A 23,158-nucleotide genomic window follows, 5' to 3' on the forward strand; every position below is an offset into this window, starting at 1 on the left:
AGAAGCGACGGTGCGTTTCTTCTTCATCGGCATATCCATGACTTTTACCTCTCATAATATGCCTCGCCCACAGAATTGCGGATAGGTCCAGCTTCGAGGCTGCAGCAGCGGGTCTCGTCGCGCTGGGGACCACTTCTACGCAAGTGGGTTTTGCCATCGGTGCGCTCTTCCTGAGCAGCGTGGTCGCGCGTTACGACTATCATCGTGATCTGCTCTCGCTCGCAATGCGGATTCAAGATTTTCATAACTGATGCTTGCCTGGTCCAGATGCTCCCTCGGACCAGGCAAAAATGAACGTCAGCCCCTCAATCCACCGCCTTCATCATATCCTCCACCACCTTCTTCGCGTCCCCGAAAACCATCATCGTCTTGTCCATATAAAACAGTTCGTTATCGAGCCCGGCGTAGCCCGCCGCCATCGACCGCTTGTTCACGATGATCGTGCGCGCCTTGTACGCTTCAAGAATCGGCATGCCTGCAATCGCCGATTTCGGGTCGGTCTTCGCCGCAGGATTCACCACGTCGTTGGCGCCGAGCACGAGCACCACATCCACCTGCCCGAACTCGCTGTTGATGTCGTCCATCTCCTGCACCATTTCGTAGGGCACTTCCGCTTCGGCGAGCAGTACGTTCATGTGCCCCGGCATGCGCCCCGCGACCGGGTGAATCGCATAGCGCACGTCGATGCCTTTCTCCACGAGCTTGTCCGTCAATTCCTTCAGCGCATGCTGCGCGCGCGCCACCGCAAGCCCGTAACCCGGCACGATCACCACGCTTTCCGCATTTCCGAGCATGAAGGCCGCGTCATCGGCGGAACCGGATTTCACTGGGCGCTGTTCCTGCGCGCCGCCCACCGACGGGCCGCCCGCTTCGCCGCCGAAGCCGCCGAGAATCACGTTGAAAAAGGAGCGGTTCATCGCCCGGCACATGATGTAGGACAGAATCGCGCCCGACGATCCCACCAGCGAACCCGCGATGATCAGCATCGGATTGTTGAGCGAGAAACCAATGCCCGCCGCCGCCCAGCCCGAGTACGAATTGAGCATGGACACGACCACCGGCATATCCGCGCCGCCAATCGGAATGATGATGAGCACGCCCAGCGCGAACGCGATCAACGTCATCACGATGAACGGCAACCATGATTGCGTCAGCATGAAAATCACGCCGAAGCCGATCATCGCCACGGCAAGGAGCAAGTTGATGAGATGCTGTCCCGAGTACGTGACGGGCGCGCCCTGAAAGAGCCGGAACTTGTACTTGCCCGACAGCTTGCCGAACGCGATCACCGAACCGGAAAACGTGATCGCCCCGACGAACGTGCCGATGAACAACTCGACGCGATTGCCATACGGCATGTAATAGCCCGGCGGCGCAAGGCCGAACGCCGAAGGTTCCGACACCACGGCATACGCAATGCAGACCGCCGCGAGCCCGATCAGCGAGTGCATCGCGGCGACGAGTTCGGGCATCTTCGTCATCTCGACTTTCGCCGCGATATAGGCGCCCGCCGCGCCGCCGATCAGAAGCGCCGCGAACAAGAGCGTGAGTCCGAGCGAGAGATTGGAACCGAGATAGGAAGCCTGCTTCGCGATGAGCGCGAGCGTGGTGACGATGGCGATCGCCATCCCCGCCATGCCGAACGTATTGCCAATGCGCGCGGTCTTCGGATTGGACAAGCCCTTAAGCGCCTGAATGAAGCATACCGAAGCGACGAGATACAGAAGAGTGACGACGTTCATGCTCATTTACGCGCCCTCCTTCTTGATGAGTTTTCTCGGCTCTTTGCGCTTGAACATTTCAAGCATTCGCCGGGTCACGAGAAAGCCGCCGAACACGTTCACCGCCGCAAGCAGCACCGCGAGCGTGCCGAAGAACTTGCCAGCGCCGCCGATTGTCAGACCGACCGCGAGCATCGCGCCGACGATGACGATTGCCGAGATTGCATTCGTCACCGCCATCAAGGGTGTGTGCAGCGCGGGCGTGACGTTCCAGACCACGTGGTAGCCGACGTAAATCGCCAGCACGAAGATGATGAGATTGATCACCGTGTGATTGATGACGTCCATGTTGATCTCCGTGTGCTTTTAAGCCGCCGGGCGCGTGACTTGCCCGTCGCGGCACTGAAGCGTGGCCGCGACGATATCGTCCGCAAGGTCGATGTTGAGCGTGCCTTCCTTCGTGATGATCAGCTTCAGGAAGTCGAGCAGGTTGCGCGCGTAGAGCGCGGAGGCGTCGGTGGCGACCATCGACGCCAGATTCGTGAAGCCTACGATATGCACGTCATGCTTCATCACCACCTGATCGACTTCGGTGAGCGGACAGTTGCCGCCTTTACGGCCGTCGAATTCGGGTCCGCGTCCCGCCGCGAGATCGACGATCACCGAGCCCGGTTTCATATGCTTGACCGTTTCCACGGACAGCAAGGTGGGCGCGGGACGGCCGGGAATCAGCGCGGTCGAGATGACGATATCCGCCGCCTTCGCGCGTTCATGCACCTGCGCCGACTGACGCGCGAGCCAGCTCGGCGGCATGGGCCGCGCGTAGCCGCCCACGCCTTCCGCCGCCGCGCGTTCCTCGTCGGTTTCGAAGGGGACATCGACGAACTTCGCGCCCAGGGATTCGATCTGCTCTTTCACGGCTGGCCGCACATCCGACGCTTCGACCACGGCGCCCAAGCGCTTGGCCGTCGCAATCGCCTGCAGTCCCGCGACGCCCGCGCCCAGCACGAGCACGCGCGCGGCTTTCACGGTGCCGGCGGCGGTCATCAGCATCGGCATGAAGCGCTGGTAATACTGGCAGGCGACGAGCACCGCCTTGTATCCCGCGATGTTCGCCTGCGACGACAGCACGTCGAGACTCTGCGCGCGCGTCGTGCGCGGCGCGGCTTCGAGTGCGAACGCGGTCACGCCGGTGGCGGCGAGCCGCGCGGTGTTTTCGGTATTGAATGGATCGAGCATGCCGATGACCACGGCGCCCGGCGTGAGCCACGCGAGTTCGTCGATGCCCGGAGACTGAACTTTCAGAACGAGTTCGGCGGAAAAAGCGGTGGCGGCATCGACGAGATCGGCGCCCGATTGCGCGAAGGCGTCGTCGACATAACTTGCTCGCAAGCCCGCGCCGCTTTGCACCGAAACACGATGCCCCTGAGTGACGAGTTTCTTGACCGTTTCGGGCGTGGCGGCGACGCGCGCCTCGTTCGCCCCCGTTTCAGCAGGCACTCCGATGTGCATATTCGAATCCTCCTGTCTTCTCGCTTCCGCGCCGGGGCTGGCGTCAGGAAACTCGGGGCTGAGTTTCGTTTCAAATGCTGGAATCAACGGCTGTCTCCACTGTAACCGAAGAATGAGCCGATCCGGCACTCGTTCTTTCCCGCCGAGGGTTGTCACTCGTTTTCACGAGCGAGCTTCGACGGCGCCGGGCGCGATGAGCGTCGGCACGATAAAATATCGAACATGAAATCAGATACTTGGGTTCCTCACGTCACGGTGGCTTCGGTCATCGAAGCCGATGGACGCTTCCTCGTCGTCGAGGAGCACACATCCGGCGGCCTGAAAATCAACCAGCCTGCCGGTCATCTGGAAGCAGGCGAATCGCTGGTTCAGGCAGCTATCCGTGAGACGCTGGAAGAAACGGCGCATCGCTTCGAACCCGAGGCCCTCGTCGGCGCGTACATGACGCACTTCACGCGGGCGAGCGGCGATGTCACGTATCTGAGCTTTACGTTTTGCGGCAAGTCGCTAGGCGAGATGGCGGGGCGGGCGCTGGACGAAGGCATTGTCCGCGCGATGTGGTTGACCGCCGACGAGCTCCGCGCGATCAGCGAGCGGCATCGGACGCCGCTTGTCATGCAGCGGGTCGACGATTATTTATCCGGGCGGCGCGTGCCGCTCGATTTCATTCATACGCATTCGGTCGCGCCGGTCGCGCCTCTTAAGCAGACTTGAGCCGCGGTATTCCTATGAGCAAGCGCAGAGTAGTGGTGGGCATGTCGGGCGGCGTGGATTCGTCGGTCACGGCATGGCTTCTGAAAGAGCAGGGTTACGACGTCGTCGGCCTCTTCATGAAGAACTGGGAAGACGACGACGACGGCGAATATTGCTCGACGCGTCAGGACTGGATCGACGTGGTGTCGGTGGCGGATCTGCTCGGCATCGACGTGGAAGCCGTGAACTTCGCCGCGGAATACAAGGACCGCGTCTTCGCGGAGTTCCTGCGCGAGTACTCGGCCGGCCGCACGCCGAATCCGGACGTGCTGTGCAATGCCGAGATCAAGTTCAAGGCGTTCCTGGATCACGCGATGTCGCTTGGCGCGCAAACCATCGCGACCGGGCATTACGCGCGCGTGCGCGAGCAGGACGGCCTGTTCCAGTTGCTCAAGGCGACCGACTCCACGAAAGATCAGTCGTACTTTCTGCATCGGTTGAATCAGCAGCAGTTATCGAAGACGCTGTTTCCGCTCGGAGAAATTCCGAAGACGCAGGTCCGCGAGATCGCGGCCCGGATCGGTTTGCCGAACGCGAAGAAGAAGGATTCGACCGGAATCTGCTTTATCGGCGAACGGCCGTTTCGCGAATTCCTGAATCGCTATTTGCCGACCAAGCCCGGTCCGATGAAGACGCCGGATGGCAAGGTCGTCGGCAAGCATATCGGACTGGCGTTCTATACCTTTGGGCAGCGAAAGGGCATTGGTATCGGCGGCGCGAAGGACGGCAGCGGCGAGCCATGGTTCGTCGCGGGCAAGGACATGGCAAGCAACACGCTTTATGTCGTGCAGGGGCATGACCATTCGTGGCTCTTGTCGAACACGCTGGAAGCGGGAAACACGAGTTGGGTCGCCGGGTTCGCGCCGGAAGAAGGCGCGGTTTGTGGCGCGAAGACGCGCTATCGGCAACAGGATGCCGCGTGCCAGTTCTCGCGCGCCGACGATGCCCGCTTTGCGCTCCATTTCGACGACGCGCAATGGGCGGTGACGCCGGGGCAATCGGCGGTGCTGTATCAGGGCGATGTGTGTCTTGGTGGCGGCATCATCGAACAGGCGGCTTCGGGGCAGACTTCCGCGATGAGCGCGGAGCAGTTGGCCACGCAGGCGCTTTGACGCTTATCGGCGAGTTTTCCGGATCATCGAAACTCGCCGACTTCCACCGACGCAATAAAGCTTTTTTGATACAAGTGCTTGACTGTCTATCTAGCGATAGATAAATTCTCCGACGTGGGATGCGATAACTATTGTTAGTGTCAGAAAATCCGGAGACTGCGCAATGGACAAGAACACCGTACGCGAAGCACTGCTGGAACATGCCCAGACGCTCATCATGACGCGCGGTTACAACGGCTTCAGTTATCGCGATTTGTCCGATTTGGTCGGCGTAAAGACGTCGAGCATCCATTACTACTTTCCCGCCAAGGAAGACCTGGCGCTGGAAGCCGTGAACGCCTACAGCGCGGATGTCATGTCGTCGGTCTATGCCATCGACAGTTCCGCGGCGGCCGACAAAAAACTCGATCGATACACGAAACTGTTTGGGCGCATTCTCGGCGACGGGAAGCAAGTGTGCCTGTGCGGCATGCTTTCGGCGGATTTCGATTCGTTACCCGAAAAGGTTCGTCAAGCCGTGCAGGGTTTTTTCAAGGCGAACGAGAATTGGCTGGCGAAAGTGCTCGCGGAAGGTGAAGCGCAAGACACGCTCGATGCGGGTGGCAAGCCAGAAGCGGCGGCGCGCGCCTTATATGCCGCATTTCAAGGCAGTTTGCTTGCTTGCCGGCTGTTTCAAACGCGCGCCAGACTGGACGAAGTTGTCGACGCTGTCAGACGGTAGATAACCCTGTGGATAACTATGTGGATTTCATGGGTTTTCGCGTTGTGTAACCTATCTTTAGGTAGATAGATTTTGACGGGAGGTGTTTTACTTTGCCTTCGAATGGTGTCGGTGCGGACAATTGAGCGGCAGTAGCCGCCGTTTAAAGCTTGCGGCTTGAATTCCGTCGCATATTAATTATTTGCAAAGGGTTAAACGTTACGAAAATCTATCTAGGAGTAGATTCAATTTGAATTGCGGATTAGTGACGATTTCGTGCAGCAGTCGTCGTACGAAGCAAGCCGCAAAACAATCGGAAATTTGCCGCGATTATCGTGACAAGATCGATTTGCGAATGCTAAATGGGCGACGCGCAGCGTTCAATAGAGCAAACGCGGCCATCGAGGCCGCGTCAATCCGGGAAGCGAAGCGTCCGCTCGCGTTCAAGCCGGCGCCGTATCCACGAACGACTGCCGTTGCGCAAGCCGCGCGTAAAACTTATCGAGCGCCGGGTGCGCATCGCGCCAATTCAACTCCGGCAGGCGGAAATCCAGATAACTGAGCGCGCAGCCACAGGCGATATCGGCAAGTGTGAAGCGGTTCGCCGAGCACCATTGCTTCGAGCCAAGACCGCGCGCCATTGCGCGAATGCCGTCGTCGATCTTCAAACGCTGCCGCTTGATCCACGCCTCGCTGCGCTGTCCTTCCTCACGCAGCACGCCTTCCAGGCGAATCAGCACGGCGGCGTCGAGCATGCCGTCGGCGAGCGCTTCCCAGCAGCGCACTTCGGTGCGCTCGCGGCGTTCCTGCGGCAGAAGCTTGCCGACAGGCGTGAGCGTATCCACGAATTCGCAGATCACGCGCGAGTCGAACACCGCTTCGCCGTCGTCCAGAATCAGGCAGGGCACCTTGCCGAGCGGGTTGTAGTCGTGGATCTTGGAATCGGATGCCCATACGTCCTCGAGCACCAGTTCGCAATCTATCTTCTTCTCTGCCATCACGATCCGAACCTTGCGGACGTATGGACTTGTGTGCGAACCGATCAGTTTCATTATCTATCTTCGCGATCATTTCTTAATGCAGTCGAGAATGATCTTAACGGACGCACGCAAGCCATCGGCAAATTACAGGGGACGCCGCGCGTGGGTGTCGTCTGGTGACAACGCCGCCAGATTCCCCGCCGGGCACGGCAAGAGCGGCGCACTCGGCGTGCTGGCGGCCGTCTTGCCCTTCGCGGACGACGACACGGCGGGCGCGGGCGGCAGCGCGGCGACACTTCGCACGCCGCTCGAAATCGCCGATGCAATCTCGCTCACCGCCTGCCGATGCCCGTCGACGAGCGCATCGAAACCATCGCCGACGCGTTCCTGCGCCACGGTCCGGCACGTGAGCGTCGTCTGCGCTCCCGCCGATGTCTGCACGCTCCACACGGCGTCGATCACGGCCCGCGAGCCCGGCCACGATTCGAAGCGCTGCACGTTCACCTTCACGCGATACAGCGGCGTTCCTTCCGGCCGCGCCGTGCCCGAGACATCGATTGCCCCGAGCTGGCGTGTCAGATCCGCGGACAGCGCGCGCCGCATTTCGTCGGACGGCAGCGAGGCCCAGCGTTCCGTTTCGAGCACCTTGACCTGCGCGGGGCTCGTCTGCACGACCAACTGGTTGCGCGTTACCTGCTGCGGCATGTCCACCGGCGCGAGTTCGAAGTAGAGCGAGGCCGGCTGCGCGGGCGCCGCGCCCGGCGCGTCCGTTCCGGTGAGCGTGTAGAAGCGGCTCGACGGCGACGAGGCGCAGGCGGCGAGCACGCCTGCCGCGCCCAGAGTCAACAACGACGCGACGAACCTCATGGCTTTTCTCCCGTTTTCCCGCGCAACAGCGATTCCGGATGGCGTTCCAGATAATCGGCGAGCGCATTGAGCGATTGCAGCGTCCGCGTGAGTTCCTGCATGGCCTGACGCACGTCGGACTGGACCGGCGAATCTTGCGAAAGCGTCGATTGCGCCGCGCCGAAGGTTTTCTGCGCCTCGGTCAGCGTGCTGCGCATTTCCGGCACGACTTCCGTATCGAGTTGCTTGAAGAGCGCATTGGCCTGCTTGAGCGAGCCGTTCAGATTCGTGCCGATCTCGTCGAACGGAATCTTGTCGAGCTTGCGGGCGATGTCGGCGATCTGCAATTGCAATTCGTCGAGCGTGTTCGGCACGGTCGGCAACTCGATCGGGTCTGTGTTGGCGAGCACCTTCGCGGCCGGCGCCTTCGGGAAGAAGTCGAGCGCGACGTAAAGCTGGCTCGTCAGCAGATTGCCCGTGCGCAACTGGCCGCGCAGACCGCGCTTGACGAGCAGATTGAGCATGTCCTGGCTCGCCGGCGACCCCTTGTCGGGGAGCGCTTCCTTCGCGCGCCGGCCGAGGCGGTCCGGATAGAGGTCGATCGTCACCGGCATCATGAAGGAATGCGATTCCTGGTCGTAGCGCACGCCGATACCCGTCACCTGACCGAGCACGATGCCGCGGAAATCGACCGGCGCGCCGACCGACAAGCCACGCAGCGATTGATTGAAGTTCATCACCACGTGCACGGGCTCGCCGTCCGGATCGCGCATGGCGTCGGCTTGGTCGGCGGCGAGGCGGAACGTGGAGTTGTCCTTTGCCTGCGCGCCCGACTGCTGGTTCGGCGGCGTCTGGAACGCAATGCCGCCGAGAATCACCGTCGCGAGCGACTGCGTGTTCAGCGTGAAGCCGCTCGAATCCAGGCGCAGATCCACGCCGCTCGCATGCCACCAGCGCGAATTGCCGCCTACGTATTGATCGTAGGGCGAATTGACGAACACTTGCATGGTGACGCCGGTGCCGTCCTTGTCGAGCGAAAACGCCGTCACCTGACCGACCTGCACGCGCCGGTAATAGACCGGCGAGCCGATATCGAGCGAACCGAGAGATTCTCCGTGCAGCGTGAAAGTGTGGCCTTTCTGATCCGCCGTGACGGCGGGCGGCGTCTCCAGCCCGACGAAATAGCTCTGATCCTCGGAGGACTTGCCCGCATCGACACCGATATACGCACCCGAGAGCAAGGTGGATAACCCCGTCACCCCGCTTGCCGCCACGCGCGGGCGCACGACCCAGAAGCGCGTGTCCTTCACGGCGAAATCGGTGGCTTCCTTGGTGAGTTGCACATCGACGAGTACGCGTGAATGGTCTTTCGACAACGTGATCGACTTGACCGTGCCGATATCCACGTCCTTGTACTTCACCTTGGTCTTGCCGGTCTCGAGCCCTTCCGCGCTGACGAAGCTGATGGTCACCGTCGGTCCACGGCTCGTCACCGTCTTGACCACCAGAAAGATGCCGATCAACGCCGCCACGAGCGGAATGACCCACACGAGCGAAGGCAGCCAGCGGCTGCGTGGCTCGATCACCGGTTCCGGCAGATTGGGCGGCAGTCCGCCGCCTTGTTTCGACGGCTCGTCACCACGCGTGGATTCGTTCGGCCCGTTCGGCCCCTGGCCACTAGTCATGTTTCTTTCCTGACGGTTCTATGTTGTCCCATATGAGGCGCGGGTCGAATTGCATGGATGCGAGCATGGTAAGCACGACCACCGAAGCGAAGGCGATCGTTCCCGGTCCCGCCGTGATGACCGCGAGCGACTTGAAACGCACCAGCGCGACGGTGAGCGTGACCACGAAGACGTCGAGCATCGACCATCGTCCGATGCCTTCGACGATTCTAAAGAGCGTGGTCCGCTGGCGCGGTCGCCACACCGAGCGTCGCTGTACGCTGATGAGCAGGAAGCCGAGCGTGGCGAGCTTCATCATCGGTACGAGAATGCTGGCGATGAAGATGATTGCCGCGAGCGGATAGTCGCCATCGTTCCAGAAGAGCGCGACGCCCGACATGATGGTGTCGTCCTCGGAGCCGAGAATGGACGACGTGTGCATGACCGGAAACAGGTTCGCCGGAATGTACAAAATCGCCGCGCTGATAAGAAGTGCCCACGTGCGCGCGATGGCATCCGGGTGCCGCCGGTGCACGACCGCGTCGCAGCGCGTGCAGCGCTGTCTTTCGATGGTATGCGCGAGCGGCTGCACCAGACCGCATGCGTGGCACGCCACGACGTTCTGGCGCGATGCCGTGGTGTAGAGCGTAGGCGGCGGCGCTTCGGGTTCATCGACGGCCGCGCTGGTTTGATCCGGATTCATGATTTCTGCCTCACCGTCGGTGCGATGCGTTGTCTGCGTTCCGCGCGCTTGGGCAGCTTTTCGGCGATATCCCACAGCCGTTGAGGATCGAAGCTCACGACCACGGCGACCATCAGCGTCAGGGCGCCGAAAGCGAACAGCGCGGCTTCGGGAATCACGCGCGCGAGACTAACCATCTTCACGAGCGTGACGAGCACGCCGAGCATGAACACCTCGATCATTCCCCACGGACGTACGAACTGAATGGTGCGTAACGTGGCATTGAAGCCCGGCGGCACGTAACCCGCGCGCAGCGGCACGAGCACGTAGAGCAGCGCGAGCAGTTCGGCGAGCGGCGCGAAGATGGTGGCGAAGAACACCAGCACCGCGATGATCTCCATCTGCTCGTTCCACAAGGAAACGATTGCGCCGATCAGCGTGGTCTGCGAAGTGATGCCGTTGGCGTCCAGTTCGACGATGGGAAACGCCTGCGCGATCACGAAGGTGATCAGCGCGGCGAGCGTCATGGCGCTGATGCGATCGAGATTGCCCGCGATACTGCGATAGAGCAGCGCACCGCAACGCGGACAGCGCGCCGACGTATGCCGGGGCAACGCGCGCTTCTTGAAAAGCGCGTCACACTCGTGGCACGCAATGAGTTCATCCGGTTCGTTCTCGTTCATGGTCTGAAGCCGAGCCTTCTGATGCGGGTTGATCTGGCGCCGCAAAGATCGGCTCGGAGCGAGCACAGCAAATTACGAGCCAGCGCGATCGGAAGCAGCATGGTAACAAACGTCGCGGGACTGACGCTTATCTGGCGGCGCGGACAGGTGGTGGACGCGGTGAAATGAGCGCGGGAATATTGGCGCATGCTCCATCGTTATCTCTCATTGGGCGTCGGTCGGGCGTCCGTCGGGCGTGTGATTGGCGTCTTGCAGGGCGTGCGGGCGACTGAAGCCGAATGAATCAATCGACCGTTGCATGGGCGGAATAGTTCGTTGCAACAGTGCGACGTAGCAGCAAAAGAGCGCGCAGCGTCAATGGCGGCGGGGCTTTGCGGCTATTGGGCAGACACCTCGCACGCGCTGGCAATTCCGTATTGTTGATGTAGGATTGCGGCCTTGAAGACCCGTCGTTCCGGACGGCCAGCCGCATAACGATGAATATCAGGGTGAAGCAATATGGAAAGCAGCGTTCGCATCGCGTCGGCTCAGTCGACCGGACGATACAGCGCCACGGCAATCGGCCTGCACTGGCTGATTGCGTTGCTGATCGTATGCGGCTTTTATCTCGGCTGGATCATGACGGACATCCCGGGTTTCACGCCGACCAAGCTAAAGTATTTTTCGTGGCACAAGTGGATTGGCGTGACCGTGTTCGCGCTTGCCGTTCTGCGGCTCGTGTGGCGCGCCACGCATCGCGCGCCGCCGATGCCCGTCGACATGCCGGGCTGGCAGAAGGGCGCGGCGCATCTCACGCATTTCCTCCTTTACGCACTCATGCTGGTGATTCCCGCATCGGGTTATCTTTATAGTTCCGCGGCCGGCTTGCAGGTGGTTTATCTCGGCGTGTTGCCGTTGCCAACCATCATCGGGCCGGACAAGGCTTTGAAGGCGACGTTGAGAATCGTGCATATTGCGCTGAACTACACGTTGCTCTTCTTCGTCGTGATGCACGTGCTCGCGGCACTCAAGCATCATTTCGTCGATCGCGATGGCTTGCTCGGCCGCATGCTTCCGTTTCTGCGCTAAGCCGCCGATGCGATTGTTTCCTGTGCGTTGGCAAGGCGTTTCCCGCCTGCTGTTTTTTCCAGCATTCTTTTGATTTCCAATACCGGATGTTCGTCGGACCCGATCAGGAAAAGGTACACATGAAAGTGAAACTCAATCGTTGGATGCTGGCCGCCGTATCGGCAAGCTCGCTTGCGCTCGCCATCGGCGCACATGCGCAAGTGGACGTGAGCAAGAGCAGCGTGACCGCGACATCGAAGCAGATGAACGTGCCCACGGACGGCAAGTTCAACAAGTTCACGGCGCAGATTTCGTTCGATCCGGCCAAACCCGCCGCCGGCAGCGCGAATATCACGATCGATACCGGCAGCTACGATCTCGGCGACGACGACTACAACAAGCAGGTGCGCGGCAAGGAATGGTTCGATGCCGCGACCTATCCGACCGCCACGTTCGTTTCGAGCGCCATTGCGCCGGCGGGCGGCAATCAATACAAGGTGACGGGCAAAATCACCATCAAGGGCAAGTCGCAGACGGTCACGGTGCCCGTGACCATCACGCAGCAGGGCGCAACGGAAACGTTCGACGGCTCGCTGCCGATCAAGCGCAACCAGTTCGACATTGGAACGGGTGAATGGAAAGACACGTCGGTGGTCGCCGACGATGTCGTCATCAAGTTTCATATCGTCGCCGCGAAGAAGTAAGCGGCCGACTCAAGCAAATCAAAGCCAACTCATTGCATCGCAACGATTCAACCAGGAGAAGCACTTGAACAAACTTTCCGTTTTCGCCGCAGGCGCGCTTGCAGCCAGCCTTTCGTTCAGCGCAATGGCCGCTGATACCTACCAGCTCGATCCGAACCACACGTATCCGAGCTTCGAATCCGATCACTTCGGCGGCGTGTCCACGTGGCGCGGCAAGTTCAACAAGAGCAGCGGCACCGTCGTGCTCGATCGCGCGGCGAAGACTGGAACGGCTGAAGTGACGATCGACATTGCATCGATCAACACCGGCAACGCGAAGCTCGACGAGCATCTGCAAAAAGCCGAATTTTTCGATGTCGCCAAGTACCCGACCGCGGTGTACAAGGGCACGTCGATCCGCTTCAACGGCGACACGCCGGTTGAAGTCATCGGCACGCTGACCATGCACGGCGTGACCAAGCCGCTCAACCTGAAGCTCGACACCTTCAAGTGCTTCGTCAATCCGATGATGAAGAAGGAAGTGTGCGGCACGGAAGCGTCGGCGACGTTCGATCGCGGCGACTTCGGCATGGACTACGGCAAGTCGTACGGCTTCAGCCTGAAGACGACGCTGCATATCCAGGCCGAAGGGGTGAAGCAGTAAGTTTCATCGAGTGTGGGATGAAACCGCCTCGCGTGCTGTACGTGAGGCGGTTTTTTTGCGCCCGCGCCAAATGCAAAGGGCCGGTCTCCTTTCGAAGACCGGCCCTTTGCTTGTCCATCGTTACGACGCGCCTTAAACCTGAGCGCCCGCGTTCGGATCGTTCGGATCGAACCTGTCCTTCTTGTCCTTGACGAGATCTTCACGCTTCACGCCCAGCCACATCGCAAGCGCGGCGGCCACGAACACCGACGAGTAGATACCGAACAGAATACCCACCGTCAGCGCCAGCGCGAAGTAATGCAGCGTCGGACCGCCGAAGAAGAACATCGAGAGCACCATCATTTCCGTACAGCCGTGAGTGATGATGGTTCGCGACATCGTGCTCGTGATCGCGTGGTTGATGACCTCGATCACCGTCATCTTGCGCTGCTTGCGGAAGGTTTCACGAATCCGGTCGAAGATAACCACCGACTCGTTAACCGAATAGCCGAGCACCGCGAGAATCGCCGCCAGCACGGACAGCGAGAACTCCCACTGGAAGTAAGCGAAGAAGCCGAGAATGATCACCACGTCGTGCAAGTTGGCGATAACGCCCGCCACCGCATACTTCCACTCGAAGCGGAACGACAGATAGATCACGATGCCGATCACCACGCAAGCCAGCGCCAACAGCCCGTTGGTCACGAGTTCCTTGCCCACCTGGGGCCCGACGAACTCGACACGTTGCAGTGTGACTTGCGGGTCGTTGACCTTGAGCGCGGTGATCACCTGATCGCTCTGCTGCGCCGACGTGAGGCCTTGCTTGATCGGCAAACGGATGAGCACGTCGCGCGATGTGCCGAAGTTCTGCACTTGCGCATCGGCGTAACCGAGCCTGGCCATGGTGCCGCGCACGGGTTCGAGCGGCACGGCTTGCGGATACTGCACCTCGATGACCGTTCCGCCCGTGAACTCCACCGACAGATGCAGGCCTCGATGCACGAGGAAAAAAACAGCCGCGAGGAACGTGATGAGCGAGATCGCGTTGAAGATCAACGCGCGCTGCATCAACGGCAAGTCGCGGCGAATGCGGAAGAATTCCATGTTTCGTTTCTCCGGGGTTCAGTCAATCAGCGGGGCGAACCCGGTTTTTCCTCATCGATGCCAGGACCAGAACGGCGGCGCACGCTCGGCTTGCCACCGCGCGCAGGCGTCTGAACCTGAGCACGCGGCGCCGCGACGGGAACAGCCGTCTTGGTCTTGCCTTTCGCCGTCTTGATGATTTCGTCGACGGGCGAATCGTCACCGCGTTGAGCGGCGAGATACGCGGCCGCCGCAGCTTCGGTGTTGCCGCCTTCCGGGCGCCACACCTGACCGATAGCCAGCGACTTCAGCTTCTTCTTGCCGCCGTACCACAGGTTCACGAGGCCGCGCGAGAAGAACACCGCCGAGAACATCGAGGTCAGAATGCCGATACAGTGCACGACCGCGAAGCCGCGGACCGGACCCGAGCCGAACGCGAGCAGCGCGAGACCGGCGATCAGCGTGGTGACATTCGAGTCGAGAATGGTCGCCCAGGCGTGTTTGAAACCTTCCTGTATCGCCGTTTGCGGCGGCGCGCCGTTACGCAGTTCTTCGCGGATACGTTCGTTGATCAGCACGTTCGCGTCGATCGCCATGCCGAGCGCAAGCGCAATAGCCGCGATACCCGGCAAGGTCAGCGTGGCCTGCAGCATGGAGAGGATCGCGACGAGCAGCAGCAGGTTGACCGACAGCGACAACATGGAGATCAGGCCGAACAGCATGTAGTACACGATCATGAAGATGGCGATCGCGGCGAAACCGTACTGCACCGAATCGAAGCCCTTCTTGATGTTGTCGGCGCCAAGGCTCGGCCCGACCGTGCGCTCCTCGATGATGTCCATTGGCGCTGCGAGCGAACCGGCGCGCAAGAGCAGCGCGAGATCCGTGGCGGCTTGCGGCGTCGGCTGGCCGGTAATCTGGAAGCGGTCGCCGAGTTCGGACTGAATGGTCGCGACCGTCAGCACTTCGCCCTTGCCCTTTTCGAACAGAACCATGGCCATCGGCTTGCCGATGTTGTCGCGCGACACGCTCGACACCGCGCGGCCGCCGGCCGAGTCGAGGCGAAGATTCACGGACGGACGCTGATGATCGTCGAAGCCCGTGGACGCGTCGATGATGCGGTCGCCCGTGAAGATGATCTGCTTGCGCAGGAACACGGTGCGGTCGCCCTGCTTGAACGCTTCGTCGCCCGGCGGCACCGGGTCGGTTGCGTTTCCGTAGGTGTTCACGGGATCGGCGAGACGTGCTTCGAGCGTCGCCGTGCGGCCGATGATGTCCTTTGCCTTCGCCGTGTCCTGCACGCCCGGCAGCTCGACGACGATCCGGTCCGAACCCTGCTGCTGAATCACGGGCTCGGCCACGCCGAGTTCGTTGACGCGGTTATGCAGCGTCGTGATGTTTTGCTTGAGCGCGCCGTCTTCCACCGTGCGCTGCGTGCCCGGCGTGAAGGTGCCGACCACCTGATAGCCGTCGCCGCCCTGACGCGTGGTCCATTGCAATTCGGCGACGCCCGTCGTGAGCAACGTGCGCGCGTTGTCGGCCGCGGCCGCATCGGCGAAATTCACCACCACCGATTGCCCCACGCGATTCACGCCGCCATCGCGGATATTGCGGTCGCGCAGGTAAGTGCGCGCGTCGGCGGCGTCGGAATCGAGCTTCTTGTTGAGCGCGCCGGCCATGTCCACTTGCAGCAGGAAGTGCACGCCGCCGCGCAAGTCGAGACCGAGGTACATCGGCAATGCATGCAGCGCGGAGAGCCAGCGCGGCGATGCGCTCTGCAGGTTCAGCGCGACGATGTACTGCGGGTCGGTCGGGTCGCTGTTCAGCGCCTTCGTGATGATGTCTTTCGCATGCAACTGCGTGTCCGTGTCTTTCAGACGCACACGAATGTTCGCACTCGCCGACGAGTTGTCGAACGTGACTTCGTCGGACTGGATCTTCGCCGCGGCGAGCGCGCTCTCGACAGTCGAAAGCGTGGCGGAGTCGAGCTTCACGGTTGCCTTGCCGCTCGATACCTGCACGGCAGGCGCTTCGCCGAAGAAATTGGGAAGCGTGTAGACGAGACCGATGACGAGCGCCACCAGCATCACGACATACTTCCAGAGGGGATAACGATTCATGGGGATGGCCGAACGGAAAGTTGGCTGCGGGGGAGGGGGCGTCCGGCGTCATGCGCTGCGAACCGCATGGGAAGACCCGGTGGCTCGGTGGCGAGGCCGCGCCGGACGCGAAGGAACGTGGCCTTACAGCGCTTTGATGGTGCCCTTCGGGAGAATGGTCGTGACGGCAGCCTTCTGCACGGTGATTTCCGTGCCTTCGGCGATTTCCACGCCAACGTAAGCTTCCGACACCTTCGTGACCTTCCCGACGATGCCGCCGTTCGTGACGACTTCATCGCCCTTGGCCATGGCCGACAGCATGTTGCGATGTTCTTTCTGACGCTTCATCTGCGGACGGATCATGATGAAGTACAACACGGCGAACATCAGGATCAGCGGCAGGAAGCTCATCAGGCTCGATTCCGCGCTGCTGGCGGTGCCTTGTGCAAAGGCATTGGAAATGAACGACACGTTGGTCTCTCCGTTAATACGTTCAGAATTGCGTTCGAAATGACGTTCGCAAATGCGTTTGAAAACCTGGGCCAGAAATTAGCCCGATATTCTACCACTCGCAGCGCCCCTCAAATGGCTGGAATGCGCTTTGGCATCAAGCCGTTACCGCGACTTTCGAGAGTCCGTTGCGAGCGACGGAAAGGCGATTGTAATGCTTGTCCGGGCGATATCCGTCCCGCCTTAGTCGACGCCGCGCGCCCGATTCTCCGCGAACGTCTTGCGAAATGCCTCGAACGTGTGTGTTTCGATCGATTGGCGCACTTCGCCGATAAGTTCCAGGTAGTAATGCAAGTTGTGAATGGTGTTCAGCTGCGCGCCCAGAATTTCCCCCACGCGATGCAGATGGTGCAGATAAGCGCGCGTGAAATTGCGGCACGTATAACAACCGCAGCTTTCGTCGAGCGGCTTTTGCGAGTTCTTGTGCGTCGCGTTCTTGATCTTGAGGTCGCCGAAGCGCGTGAAGAGCCAGCCGTTGCGCGCGTTGCGCGTGGGCATCACGCAATCGAACATGTCGACGCCTGCGGCCACGCCCGCGACCAGATCTTCCGGTGTGCCGACGCCCATCAAATAATGCGGCTTGTCGGCGGGCAGCTTCGGGCCGATGTGATCGAGCACGCGCATCATGTCCTCCTTCGGCTCGCCGACCGAAAGACCGCCTATGGCGAGCCCATGGAAGCCGATTTCCGAGAGACCCGCGAGCGACTCGTCGCGCAAGTCCTCGAACATGCCGCCCTGCACGATGCCGAACAGCGCGTTCGGATTGCCGAGCCCGTTGAACTCGTCGATGGAGCGCTTCGCCCAGCGCATGGACATGCGCATGGAGTCGGCGGCTTCCTGGTGCGTCGTCGGTACGCCGTTCGTGGCGTAAGGCGTGCACTCGTCGAACTGCATGACGATGTCTGAATTCAGCACCTTCTGGATCTGCATCGACACTTCGGGCGAGAGAAAGAGTTTGTCGCCATTGATCGGCGAAGCGAACGTCACGCCTTCTTCCGTGATCTTGCGCAGTTCGCCCAGCGAAAACACCTGAAAGCCGCCCGAGTCCGTGAGAATGGGACGGTTCCATCCCATGAACCTGTGCAGCCCGCCATGCGCGCCGATGGTCTCGAGACCCGGACGCAGCCAAAGATGAAACGTGTTGCCGAGGATGATCTGCGCGCGAATCTCTTCGAGTTCGCGCGGCTGGATTGCCTTGACGGTGCCGTAGGTGCCGACCGGCATGAAGATCGGCGTTTCGACGACGCCGTGATTCAGCGTCAGACGGCCGCGACGCGCCTGTCCGTCGGTGGCGAGCATTTCGAACTTGAGGCCGTTGTCGGGCGGAGTGTGATTCTCGGTCATTGTGGTTCCTGGGCCGCCGGGGAGCGCAGAGATTGTCGCCATGGTAAGCGCTGTCGCTGGCCATGGAAGTCAAGCCGTCAGCTTCGGTCGATACGTCCGGCGCGTAGATGGTTAAGTTTGGGAATGGCGAGTCAAAAGCATGGCATCGCCATAACTGAAGAAGCGGTATTTCTCGTCGATGGCGTGCTGGTAAGCCGCGCGGATCGCGTCCATGCCGGCGAAGGCGGACACGAGCATCAGGAGCGTCGACTTCGGCAAATGGAAATTGGTGACGAGCCGGTCGACTACGCGGAAGGTGTAGCCTGGCGTGATGAAGATATCCGTCTCGGCGCTCGTCGCGGCGAGCGGGCGGCCGGCTTCGGCGGCGTCGCGGGCGGCGGCTTCCAGCGCGCGCATGGACGTCGTGCCCACGGCGATCACGCGATTGCCGCGCGCCTTCACCGCCGCGATTTTATCGACGAGCGACTGCGGCAACTCGTACCACTCGCTGTGCATCTTGTGCTCGGCGATATTGTCCACGCGTACCGGCTGAAACGTGCCCGCGCCGACGTGCAGCGTGAGCGTGGCGCGTTCGACTCCACGCGCGTCGAGCCGGGCGAAGAGGGCATCGTCGAAATGGAGGCCTGCCGTCGGCGCCGCGACCGCGCCGGGATTTGCTGCGTAGACGGTCTGATAACGCGTTTCGTCGTAGGCGTCGGGGTCGTGCTCGATATACGGCGGAAGCGGTAAGCGCCCGTATTGCTCGATGAGCGTCAGGCATTCGGCTGGAAAATGCAGCGTATAGAACGGTTCGACGCGCTCGCCGACGGTGACATCGAATGCATCGGCGAGGCGAATGGTCGTGCCCGGCCCGGGACTCTTGCTCGCGCGAATCTGCGCAAGCGCGGTGGTTGCGCCCGTCAGACGCTCTACCAGCACTTCTACGCGTCCGCCACTGGCCTTCTGGCCGAGGAAGCGCGCCTTGAGTACTTTGGTATCGTTGAAGACGAGCAGATCGCCGGCGTCGAGCCGGTTCGGCAGATCGGAGAAACTCCGGTCGATGAGCGTGGCCGGCGAAACGCGATTGTCCACTTCGAGCAGACGGCTCGCGCTGCGCTCGGTGAGCGCACTCTGCGCGATCAGCTCGGGCGGCAGATTAAAATCGAAATCGGAAAGCGTGAACATGGCGTTTGATAGTTGCCCGATGTTGCCTGAGGGCGGCACAGGCGCGCCGACCAAAACCCCATATTGTACTTGCGAAGAGAGCAGATGCCCTTGTCCGACCGCCGCGTGACTTCTCCCGACGAAGCGTTTCCGAGCGCCGAAGACAGCGGCGCGCGTGTCGAAGGGAAGGCCGCGCGCACGCGGAAGAAAGCGCCGAAGCCGGTCATGGCGGGCACGATCCAGCCGCAAGGCGAGGTGCGGGCGTCCGCGCTCGACGACGGTCATTCGCAGCCGACTGCTTCGGCGGCGAAGGCTCAAGACGCGGGTTTCGACAGCGCCGCCGAAACCTTCGAGGAGCCGAGCGTGGCGGACGCGCACTCCACTCGCGCCGCCCAACCCGCGTCGGCCGCGAAAACTGGGAACGCCGGTCTGACTAGCGCCGGCAAAACCGCGCCCAAGCTCGTCAAACCCGCCGACAAGCTCGCCAAGCTCGGCTTGAAGACCGACATCGACCTCGTCTTGCATCTGCCGATGCGCTATGAAGACGAAACGTCGCTCACGCCAATCGCCGAACTGATTCCCGGCGACATCGCGCAGACGGAAGGCGTCGTGTTCGATAACGAGATTGCGTATCGGCCGAAGCGGCAATTGCTCGTGAAGATTCGCGACGATGCCGGCGACGACCTGACGCTGCGCTTTCTCAACTTCTACGGTTCGCAAGTCAAGCAGATGTCCGTCGGCGTGCGCCTGCGCGTGCGCGGCGACGTGCGCGGCGGCTTTTTCGGGTTGGAGATGGTGCACCCGGTCGTGCGCCCCGTCGATGACGACACGCCGCTGCCGCAAGCGCTCACGCCCGTCTATCCGGCGACCGCGGGCGTCTCGCAGGCGTATCTGCGCAAGGCGATCGACAGCGCGCTCTCTCGCGTGTTTCTGCCGGAGTTGCTGCCCGAGCCGATCGCGCGCGCGCATCTCGCCCCGCTCAACGTGCCCGGCCTGCTCGACGCGGTGCGCACGCTGCATCATCCGCGCGCGGATTCCGACGAAACCGCGCTCATCGACGGCACGCATCCGGCGTGGACGCGCATCAAGTTCGAGGAACTGCTCGCGCAGCAGTTGTCGCTCAAGCGCGCGCACGCCGAACGCCGCACTCGCGCCGCGCCCGCCATGCCGCGCCGTGCCGCCGGCGATTCCGGCTCGCTCGTCGTGCGTCTCCTGAAAGCGCTGCCGTTTTCGCTGACCGGCGCGCAGCAGCGCGTCAGCGCGGAAATCGCGCACGAACTGACGCTCGCGCATCCGATGCAACGTCTTTTGCAAGGCGATGTCGGCAGCGGCAAGACCATCGTCGCGGCGCTCGCGGCGGCGCAGGCCATCGACGCCGGTTATCAGGCCGCGCTCATGGCGCCGACCGAAATTCTCGCGGAACAGCACGCGCGCAAGCTGCGCGGCTGGCTCGAACCGCTCGGCGTGTCCGTCGCGTGGCTCGCCGGCAGTCTCAAAGCCCGGGACAAACGCAGCGCAAGCGAGGCCGCCGCGCTCGGCACCGCGCACCTCGTCATCGGCACGCACGCGATCATTCAGGACTCGGTCGAGTTCGCGCGTTTGGGCCTCGTGATCGTGGATGAGCAGCATCGCTTCGGTGTCGCGCAGCGGCTTGCGCTGCGGGCGAAGGCGCAGAAAGCATCGAACGGGGCGAAGGACTTCCAGCCGCATCAGCTGATGATGTCCGCGACGCCGATCCCCCGAACGCTCGCCATGACCTATTACGCCGATCTCGATGTCTCGACCATCGACGAACTGCCGCCTGGCCGTACGCCGATTCTCACGAGAATCGTCTCCGACAGCCGCCGCGACGAGATCATCGGCCGCGTGCGCGAGGCGGCGCTGACTGGTCGGCAAGTTTATTGGGTGTGTCCGCTGATCGAGGAAAGCGAGACGCTGCAGTTGCAAACCGCCGTCGAGACTTACGAAACGCTCGTCGCGGCGCTGCCCGAACTGCGCGTCGGGCTGGTTCACGGTCGGCTTGCGCCCGCTGAAAAGGCGGCGGTCATGGACGCCTTCTCGCGCAACGAAGTGCAATTGCTGGTCGCGACCACGGTGATCGAAGTGGGCGTGGACGTGCCGAATGCATCGCTGATGGTGATCGAGCATGCGGAGCGTTTCGGGCTCGCGCAGCTGCATCAGTTGCGTGGACGCGTGGGGCGCGGCAGCGCCGCTTCCGTGTGCGTGCTGATGTACGCGAATCCGCTCTCGCAAACCGCGCGCTCCCGGTTGCAAACGATGCGCGAAACGACCGATGGCTTCGAGATCGCCCGCCGCGATCTTGAAATTCGCGGTCCCGGCGAGTTTCTCGGCGCGCGCCAGTCCGGTGAGGCGATGCTGCGTTTTGCCAGCCTCGAAAACGACGGCTGGCTGATCGAACCCGCGCGCGCGGCCGCGGATCGCATGCTCGAAGCATTCCCGGACGCCGTTACGCGCCATCTCACCCGCTGGCTGGGCGTGCGCGAACAGTATTTAAAAGCGTGATGGGTGAACTTGAGCGGGCGTCGTCGGTCCCTATTTGCTAAATACACAGCCGCGTTTGCAATAGCTGCGAGAGTTGTCGAATTGCGCTCGGCGGGTGTATAAGATAAACCTATCGAATCAATGTATTCCATTGGCCTCCAATGACGCTCACTGAACTGAAGTACATCGTCGCGGTTGCGCGCGAGCGGCACTTTGGCCGCGCCGCCGAAGCGTGCTTCGTCAGCCAGCCGACGCTGTCGGTGGCAATCAAGAAGCTCGAAGACGAACTCAACGTGCAGATCTTCGAGCGCGGCACGAGCGAAGTCAGCGTGACGCCCATCGGCGAGCAGATCGTCACGCAGGCGCAGCGCGTGCTCGAACAGACGCTCGCCATCAAGGAAATCGCCAAACAGGGCAAAGACCCGCTTGTCGGGCCGCTGCGGTTGGGCGTCATTTATACGATCGGGCCGTATCTGCTGCCGACGCTCGTTAAGCAGATGATCAAGGCGGTGCCGCAGATGCCGCTAATGCTCCAGGAAAACTACACGCTCAAGCTGATCGAACTGCTGAAGCAGGGTGAGATCGATGTGGCGATCATGGCGCTGCCATTTCCCGAAACGGGCCTCATGGTGCGCGCGCTGTACGACGAGCCGTTCGTCGTTGCCATGCCTTCGGGTCATGCGTGGGAAAACCGCGCGAAGATCGATCCGGACGATTTGAAGCAGGAAACCATGCTGCTGCTCGGCAGCGGCCATTGCTTCCGCGATCACGTTCTCGGCGTGTGTCCGGAGCTGATGCGCTTCTCGCAGAACGCGGACGGCATTCAAAAGACCTTCGAAGGCTCGTCGCTGGAAACCATCCGACATATGGTGGCAAGCGGCGTCGGCATCACGGTCCTGCCGCGTATGTCGGTGCATGAAGTGAAGCCGCACGCGGCGGGCATCGATTCCGGCCTGCTTAGTTACGTCGCGTTCGATGACCCCGTCCCGGACCGGCGCGTCGTGCTGGCGTGGCGCAAGAGCTTCACGCGCGTGCCTGCCATCGACGCGATCAGCGATGCCATCGCTGCCTGTGATTTGCCTGGCGTGAGAAAGCTGGACATACCGGTGGCGGTGAACTGAGTCCGCCGCAAGTTTCACGTTTCATTGCAAAGCCGTGCCTTCATCGAAGTCACGGCTTTTTCATCTGGGTGGCGCCCCCAGCTATCGAATAGATAAATTCAATCAAATTTTTGTTTTCGATAGTTTTCTATAAGCTTCCTCCATCGACAGCGCTTGGCCACTCCGGCCAAGCCCACGGAGGAACGTCATGCACCGCCACGCCGCCATCGCCAAATCATGGAACGAACTGCGCCACGTCGCCGTGCGCGTTCTAGCGGACTTCGCGCGCGTCGCCTGAATCTCGGCGAACCGTCGCATCACTCATCTCAAGCCAACGCAAAAATAGGAGTA

General features: G+C 61.6%; 21 protein-coding genes. 8 read left to right on the forward strand and 13 right to left on the reverse strand.

Annotated features, from left to right (window positions below; translation table 11 throughout):
• Positions 1–305: 305 nt before the first annotated feature.
• Genes NCT04_RS02025 through NCT04_RS02035 form a run of 3 tightly spaced genes read right to left on the reverse strand, consistent with a single transcriptional unit; the run spans position 306 to position 3,233 of the window.
• Positions 306–1,748, reverse strand: a complete 1,443-nt coding sequence (locus NCT04_RS02025) for an NAD(P)(+) transhydrogenase (Re/Si-specific) subunit beta (protein WP_250463036.1) — start codon at positions 1,746–1,748, stop codon at positions 306–308.
• Entirely contained in the window at positions 1,749–2,069 is a 321-nt protein-coding gene (locus NCT04_RS02030) for an NAD(P) transhydrogenase subunit alpha part 2 (protein ID WP_244827003.1), read from the reverse strand.
• 18 nt (positions 2,070–2,087) lie between these two features.
• Positions 2,088–3,233 (reverse strand): Re/Si-specific NAD(P)(+) transhydrogenase subunit alpha, encoded by a 1,146-nt coding sequence (locus NCT04_RS02035; RefSeq protein ID WP_250463040.1) that lies wholly within the window; start codon positions 3,231–3,233, stop codon positions 2,088–2,090.
• Positions 3,234–3,455: 222 nt separating this feature from the next.
• Here NCT04_RS02035 and NCT04_RS02040 point away from each other — a divergent pair, with 222 nt between their 5' ends.
• The 3 genes from NCT04_RS02040 (at position 3,456) to NCT04_RS02050 (ending at position 5,819) form a co-directional block, all read left to right on the forward strand.
• Positions 3,456–3,947, forward strand: coding sequence for an NUDIX hydrolase (locus tag NCT04_RS02040; RefSeq protein WP_250463043.1), 492 nt, complete (start codon positions 3,456–3,458; stop codon positions 3,945–3,947).
• A 14-nt stretch (positions 3,948–3,961) separates the two neighbouring features.
• Positions 3,962–5,098, forward strand: a complete 1,137-nt coding sequence (gene mnmA, locus NCT04_RS02045) for a tRNA 2-thiouridine(34) synthase MnmA (RefSeq protein ID WP_250463046.1) — start codon at positions 3,962–3,964, stop codon at positions 5,096–5,098.
• Positions 5,099–5,261: 163 nt separating this feature from the next.
• Positions 5,262–5,819, forward strand: coding sequence for a TetR/AcrR family transcriptional regulator (locus NCT04_RS02050; RefSeq protein WP_250463049.1), 558 nt, complete (start codon positions 5,262–5,264; stop codon positions 5,817–5,819).
• A gap of 422 nt (positions 5,820–6,241) precedes the next feature.
• Here NCT04_RS02050 and NCT04_RS02055 read toward each other — a convergent pair whose 3' ends face one another.
• From NCT04_RS02055 to NCT04_RS02075, 5 genes are all read right to left on the reverse strand, one after another.
• Positions 6,242–6,850 carry a glutathione S-transferase N-terminal domain-containing protein gene (locus NCT04_RS02055; protein ID WP_244827008.1) on the reverse strand — a complete coding sequence of 203 codons (609 nt, stop codon included), beginning with the start codon at positions 6,848–6,850 and terminating at the stop codon, positions 6,242–6,244.
• A gap of 72 nt (positions 6,851–6,922) precedes the next feature.
• Complete coding sequence (locus NCT04_RS02060) at positions 6,923–7,645, reverse strand: PqiC family protein (RefSeq protein WP_250463051.1); 723 nt, start codon at positions 7,643–7,645, stop codon at positions 6,923–6,925.
• Entirely contained in the window at positions 7,642–9,309 is a 1,668-nt protein-coding gene (locus NCT04_RS02065) for a PqiB family protein (protein ID WP_250463054.1), read from the reverse strand. The genes NCT04_RS02060 and NCT04_RS02065 overlap by 4 nt, the downstream gene beginning before the upstream one ends.
• Positions 9,302–9,991 carry a paraquat-inducible protein A gene (locus tag NCT04_RS02070; protein ID WP_250463056.1) on the reverse strand — a complete coding sequence of 230 codons (690 nt, stop codon included), beginning with the start codon at positions 9,989–9,991 and terminating at the stop codon, positions 9,302–9,304. Before NCT04_RS02070 ends, NCT04_RS02065 begins: the two co-directional genes overlap by 8 nt.
• On the reverse strand, positions 9,988–10,653 hold the full coding sequence (locus tag NCT04_RS02075) for a paraquat-inducible protein A (RefSeq protein WP_250463059.1): 666 nt from the start codon (positions 10,651–10,653) through the stop codon (positions 9,988–9,990). Before NCT04_RS02075 ends, NCT04_RS02070 begins: the two co-directional genes overlap by 4 nt.
• 498 nt (positions 10,654–11,151) lie before the next feature.
• On the opposite strand from NCT04_RS02075, the gene NCT04_RS02080 reads away from it, so the two are divergent.
• The 3 genes from NCT04_RS02080 (at position 11,152) to NCT04_RS02090 (ending at position 13,047) form a co-directional block, all read left to right on the forward strand.
• A complete protein-coding gene (locus tag NCT04_RS02080) occupies positions 11,152–11,721 on the forward strand; it encodes a cytochrome b (RefSeq protein WP_244827013.1) in 570 nt (189 codons plus the stop codon).
• A 119-nt stretch (positions 11,722–11,840) separates the two neighbouring features.
• Positions 11,841–12,404: a YceI family protein gene (locus NCT04_RS02085; protein ID WP_244827014.1), complete on the forward strand. Its 564-nt coding sequence runs from the start codon at positions 11,841–11,843 to the stop codon at positions 12,402–12,404.
• Positions 12,405–12,528: 124 nt separating this feature from the next.
• Positions 12,529–13,047, forward strand: a complete 519-nt coding sequence (locus NCT04_RS02090; protein WP_244827958.1) for a YceI family protein — start codon at positions 12,529–12,531, stop codon at positions 13,045–13,047.
• A 132-nt stretch (positions 13,048–13,179) separates the two neighbouring features.
• Here NCT04_RS02090 and secF read toward each other — a convergent pair whose 3' ends face one another.
• The 5 genes from secF to queA form a co-directional block, all read right to left on the reverse strand.
• Positions 13,180–14,130, reverse strand: coding sequence for a protein translocase subunit SecF (gene secF / locus NCT04_RS02095; RefSeq protein ID WP_250463062.1), 951 nt, complete (start codon positions 14,128–14,130; stop codon positions 13,180–13,182).
• 26 nt (positions 14,131–14,156) lie between these two features.
• Positions 14,157–16,229 (reverse strand): protein translocase subunit SecD, encoded by a 2,073-nt coding sequence (gene secD / locus NCT04_RS02100; protein ID WP_244827016.1) that lies wholly within the window; start codon positions 16,227–16,229, stop codon positions 14,157–14,159.
• Positions 16,230–16,352: 123 nt separating this feature from the next.
• A complete protein-coding gene (yajC, locus tag NCT04_RS02105; protein WP_244827017.1) occupies positions 16,353–16,679 on the reverse strand; it encodes a preprotein translocase subunit YajC in 327 nt (108 codons plus the stop codon).
• Between the two features lie 222 nt (positions 16,680–16,901).
• Positions 16,902–18,062, reverse strand: a complete 1,161-nt coding sequence (gene tgt, locus NCT04_RS02110; protein ID WP_250463065.1) for a tRNA guanosine(34) transglycosylase Tgt — start codon at positions 18,060–18,062, stop codon at positions 16,902–16,904.
• A gap of 111 nt (positions 18,063–18,173) precedes the next feature.
• Positions 18,174–19,226, reverse strand: a complete 1,053-nt coding sequence (gene queA, locus NCT04_RS02115) for a tRNA preQ1(34) S-adenosylmethionine ribosyltransferase-isomerase QueA (protein WP_250463067.1) — start codon at positions 19,224–19,226, stop codon at positions 18,174–18,176.
• Between the two features lie 84 nt (positions 19,227–19,310).
• On the opposite strand from queA, the gene recG reads away from it, so the two are divergent.
• Together recG and NCT04_RS02125 are read left to right on the forward strand one after the other, a co-directional pair.
• Positions 19,311–21,728: an ATP-dependent DNA helicase RecG gene (recG, locus tag NCT04_RS02120; RefSeq protein ID WP_250463069.1), complete on the forward strand. Its 2,418-nt coding sequence runs from the start codon at positions 19,311–19,313 to the stop codon at positions 21,726–21,728.
• Between the two features lie 140 nt (positions 21,729–21,868).
• Complete coding sequence (locus NCT04_RS02125) at positions 21,869–22,828, forward strand: hydrogen peroxide-inducible genes activator (protein ID WP_244827021.1); 960 nt, start codon at positions 21,869–21,871, stop codon at positions 22,826–22,828.
• Positions 22,829–23,158 lie beyond the last annotated feature (330 nt).

The sequence above is a fragment of the Caballeronia sp. GAFFF2 genome (genome assembly GCF_023631485.1).
Classification (GTDB): Bacteria; Pseudomonadota; Gammaproteobacteria; order Burkholderiales; family Burkholderiaceae; genus Caballeronia.

What these genes read in the sequence shown, in the direction of transcription:
- NCT04_RS02025 (WP_250463036.1), bottom strand. Translation starts at nt 1,748, where the DNA reads ATGAGCATGAACGTCGTCACTCTTCTGTATCTCGTCGCTTCGGTATGC.
- NCT04_RS02030 (WP_244827003.1), bottom strand. Translation starts at nt 2,069, where the DNA reads ATGGACGTCATCAATCACACGGTGATCAATCTCATCATCTTCGTGCTG.
- NCT04_RS02035 (WP_250463040.1), bottom strand. Translation starts at nt 3,233, where the DNA reads ATGCACATCGGAGTGCCTGCTGAAACGGGGGCGAACGAGGCGCGCGTC.
- NCT04_RS02040 (WP_250463043.1), top strand. Translation starts at nt 3,456, where the DNA reads ATGAAATCAGATACTTGGGTTCCTCACGTCACGGTGGCTTCGGTCATC.
- mnmA (WP_250463046.1), top strand. Translation starts at nt 3,962, where the DNA reads ATGAGCAAGCGCAGAGTAGTGGTGGGCATGTCGGGCGGCGTGGATTCG.
- NCT04_RS02050 (WP_250463049.1), top strand. Translation starts at nt 5,262, where the DNA reads ATGGACAAGAACACCGTACGCGAAGCACTGCTGGAACATGCCCAGACG.
- NCT04_RS02055 (WP_244827008.1), bottom strand. Translation starts at nt 6,850, where the DNA reads ATGAAACTGATCGGTTCGCACACAAGTCCATACGTCCGCAAGGTTCGG.
- NCT04_RS02060 (WP_250463051.1), bottom strand. Translation starts at nt 7,645, where the DNA reads ATGAGGTTCGTCGCGTCGTTGTTGACTCTGGGCGCGGCAGGCGTGCTC.
- NCT04_RS02065 (WP_250463054.1), bottom strand. Translation starts at nt 9,309, where the DNA reads ATGACTAGTGGCCAGGGGCCGAACGGGCCGAACGAATCCACGCGTGGT.
- NCT04_RS02070 (WP_250463056.1), bottom strand. Translation starts at nt 9,991, where the DNA reads ATGAATCCGGATCAAACCAGCGCGGCCGTCGATGAACCCGAAGCGCCG.
- NCT04_RS02075 (WP_250463059.1), bottom strand. Translation starts at nt 10,653, where the DNA reads ATGAACGAGAACGAACCGGATGAACTCATTGCGTGCCACGAGTGTGAC.
- NCT04_RS02080 (WP_244827013.1), top strand. Translation starts at nt 11,152, where the DNA reads ATGGAAAGCAGCGTTCGCATCGCGTCGGCTCAGTCGACCGGACGATAC.
- NCT04_RS02085 (WP_244827014.1), top strand. Translation starts at nt 11,841, where the DNA reads ATGAAAGTGAAACTCAATCGTTGGATGCTGGCCGCCGTATCGGCAAGC.
- NCT04_RS02090 (WP_244827958.1), top strand. Translation starts at nt 12,529, where the DNA reads ATGGCCGCTGATACCTACCAGCTCGATCCGAACCACACGTATCCGAGC.
- secF (WP_250463062.1), bottom strand. Translation starts at nt 14,130, where the DNA reads ATGGAATTCTTCCGCATTCGCCGCGACTTGCCGTTGATGCAGCGCGCG.
- secD (WP_244827016.1), bottom strand. Translation starts at nt 16,229, where the DNA reads ATGAATCGTTATCCCCTCTGGAAGTATGTCGTGATGCTGGTGGCGCTC.
- tgt (WP_250463065.1), bottom strand. Translation starts at nt 18,062, where the DNA reads ATGACCGAGAATCACACTCCGCCCGACAACGGCCTCAAGTTCGAAATG.
- queA (WP_250463067.1), bottom strand. Translation starts at nt 19,226, where the DNA reads ATGTTCACGCTTTCCGATTTCGATTTTAATCTGCCGCCCGAGCTGATC.
- recG (WP_250463069.1), top strand. Translation starts at nt 19,311, where the DNA reads ATGCCCTTGTCCGACCGCCGCGTGACTTCTCCCGACGAAGCGTTTCCG.
- NCT04_RS02125 (WP_244827021.1), top strand. Translation starts at nt 21,869, where the DNA reads ATGACGCTCACTGAACTGAAGTACATCGTCGCGGTTGCGCGCGAGCGG.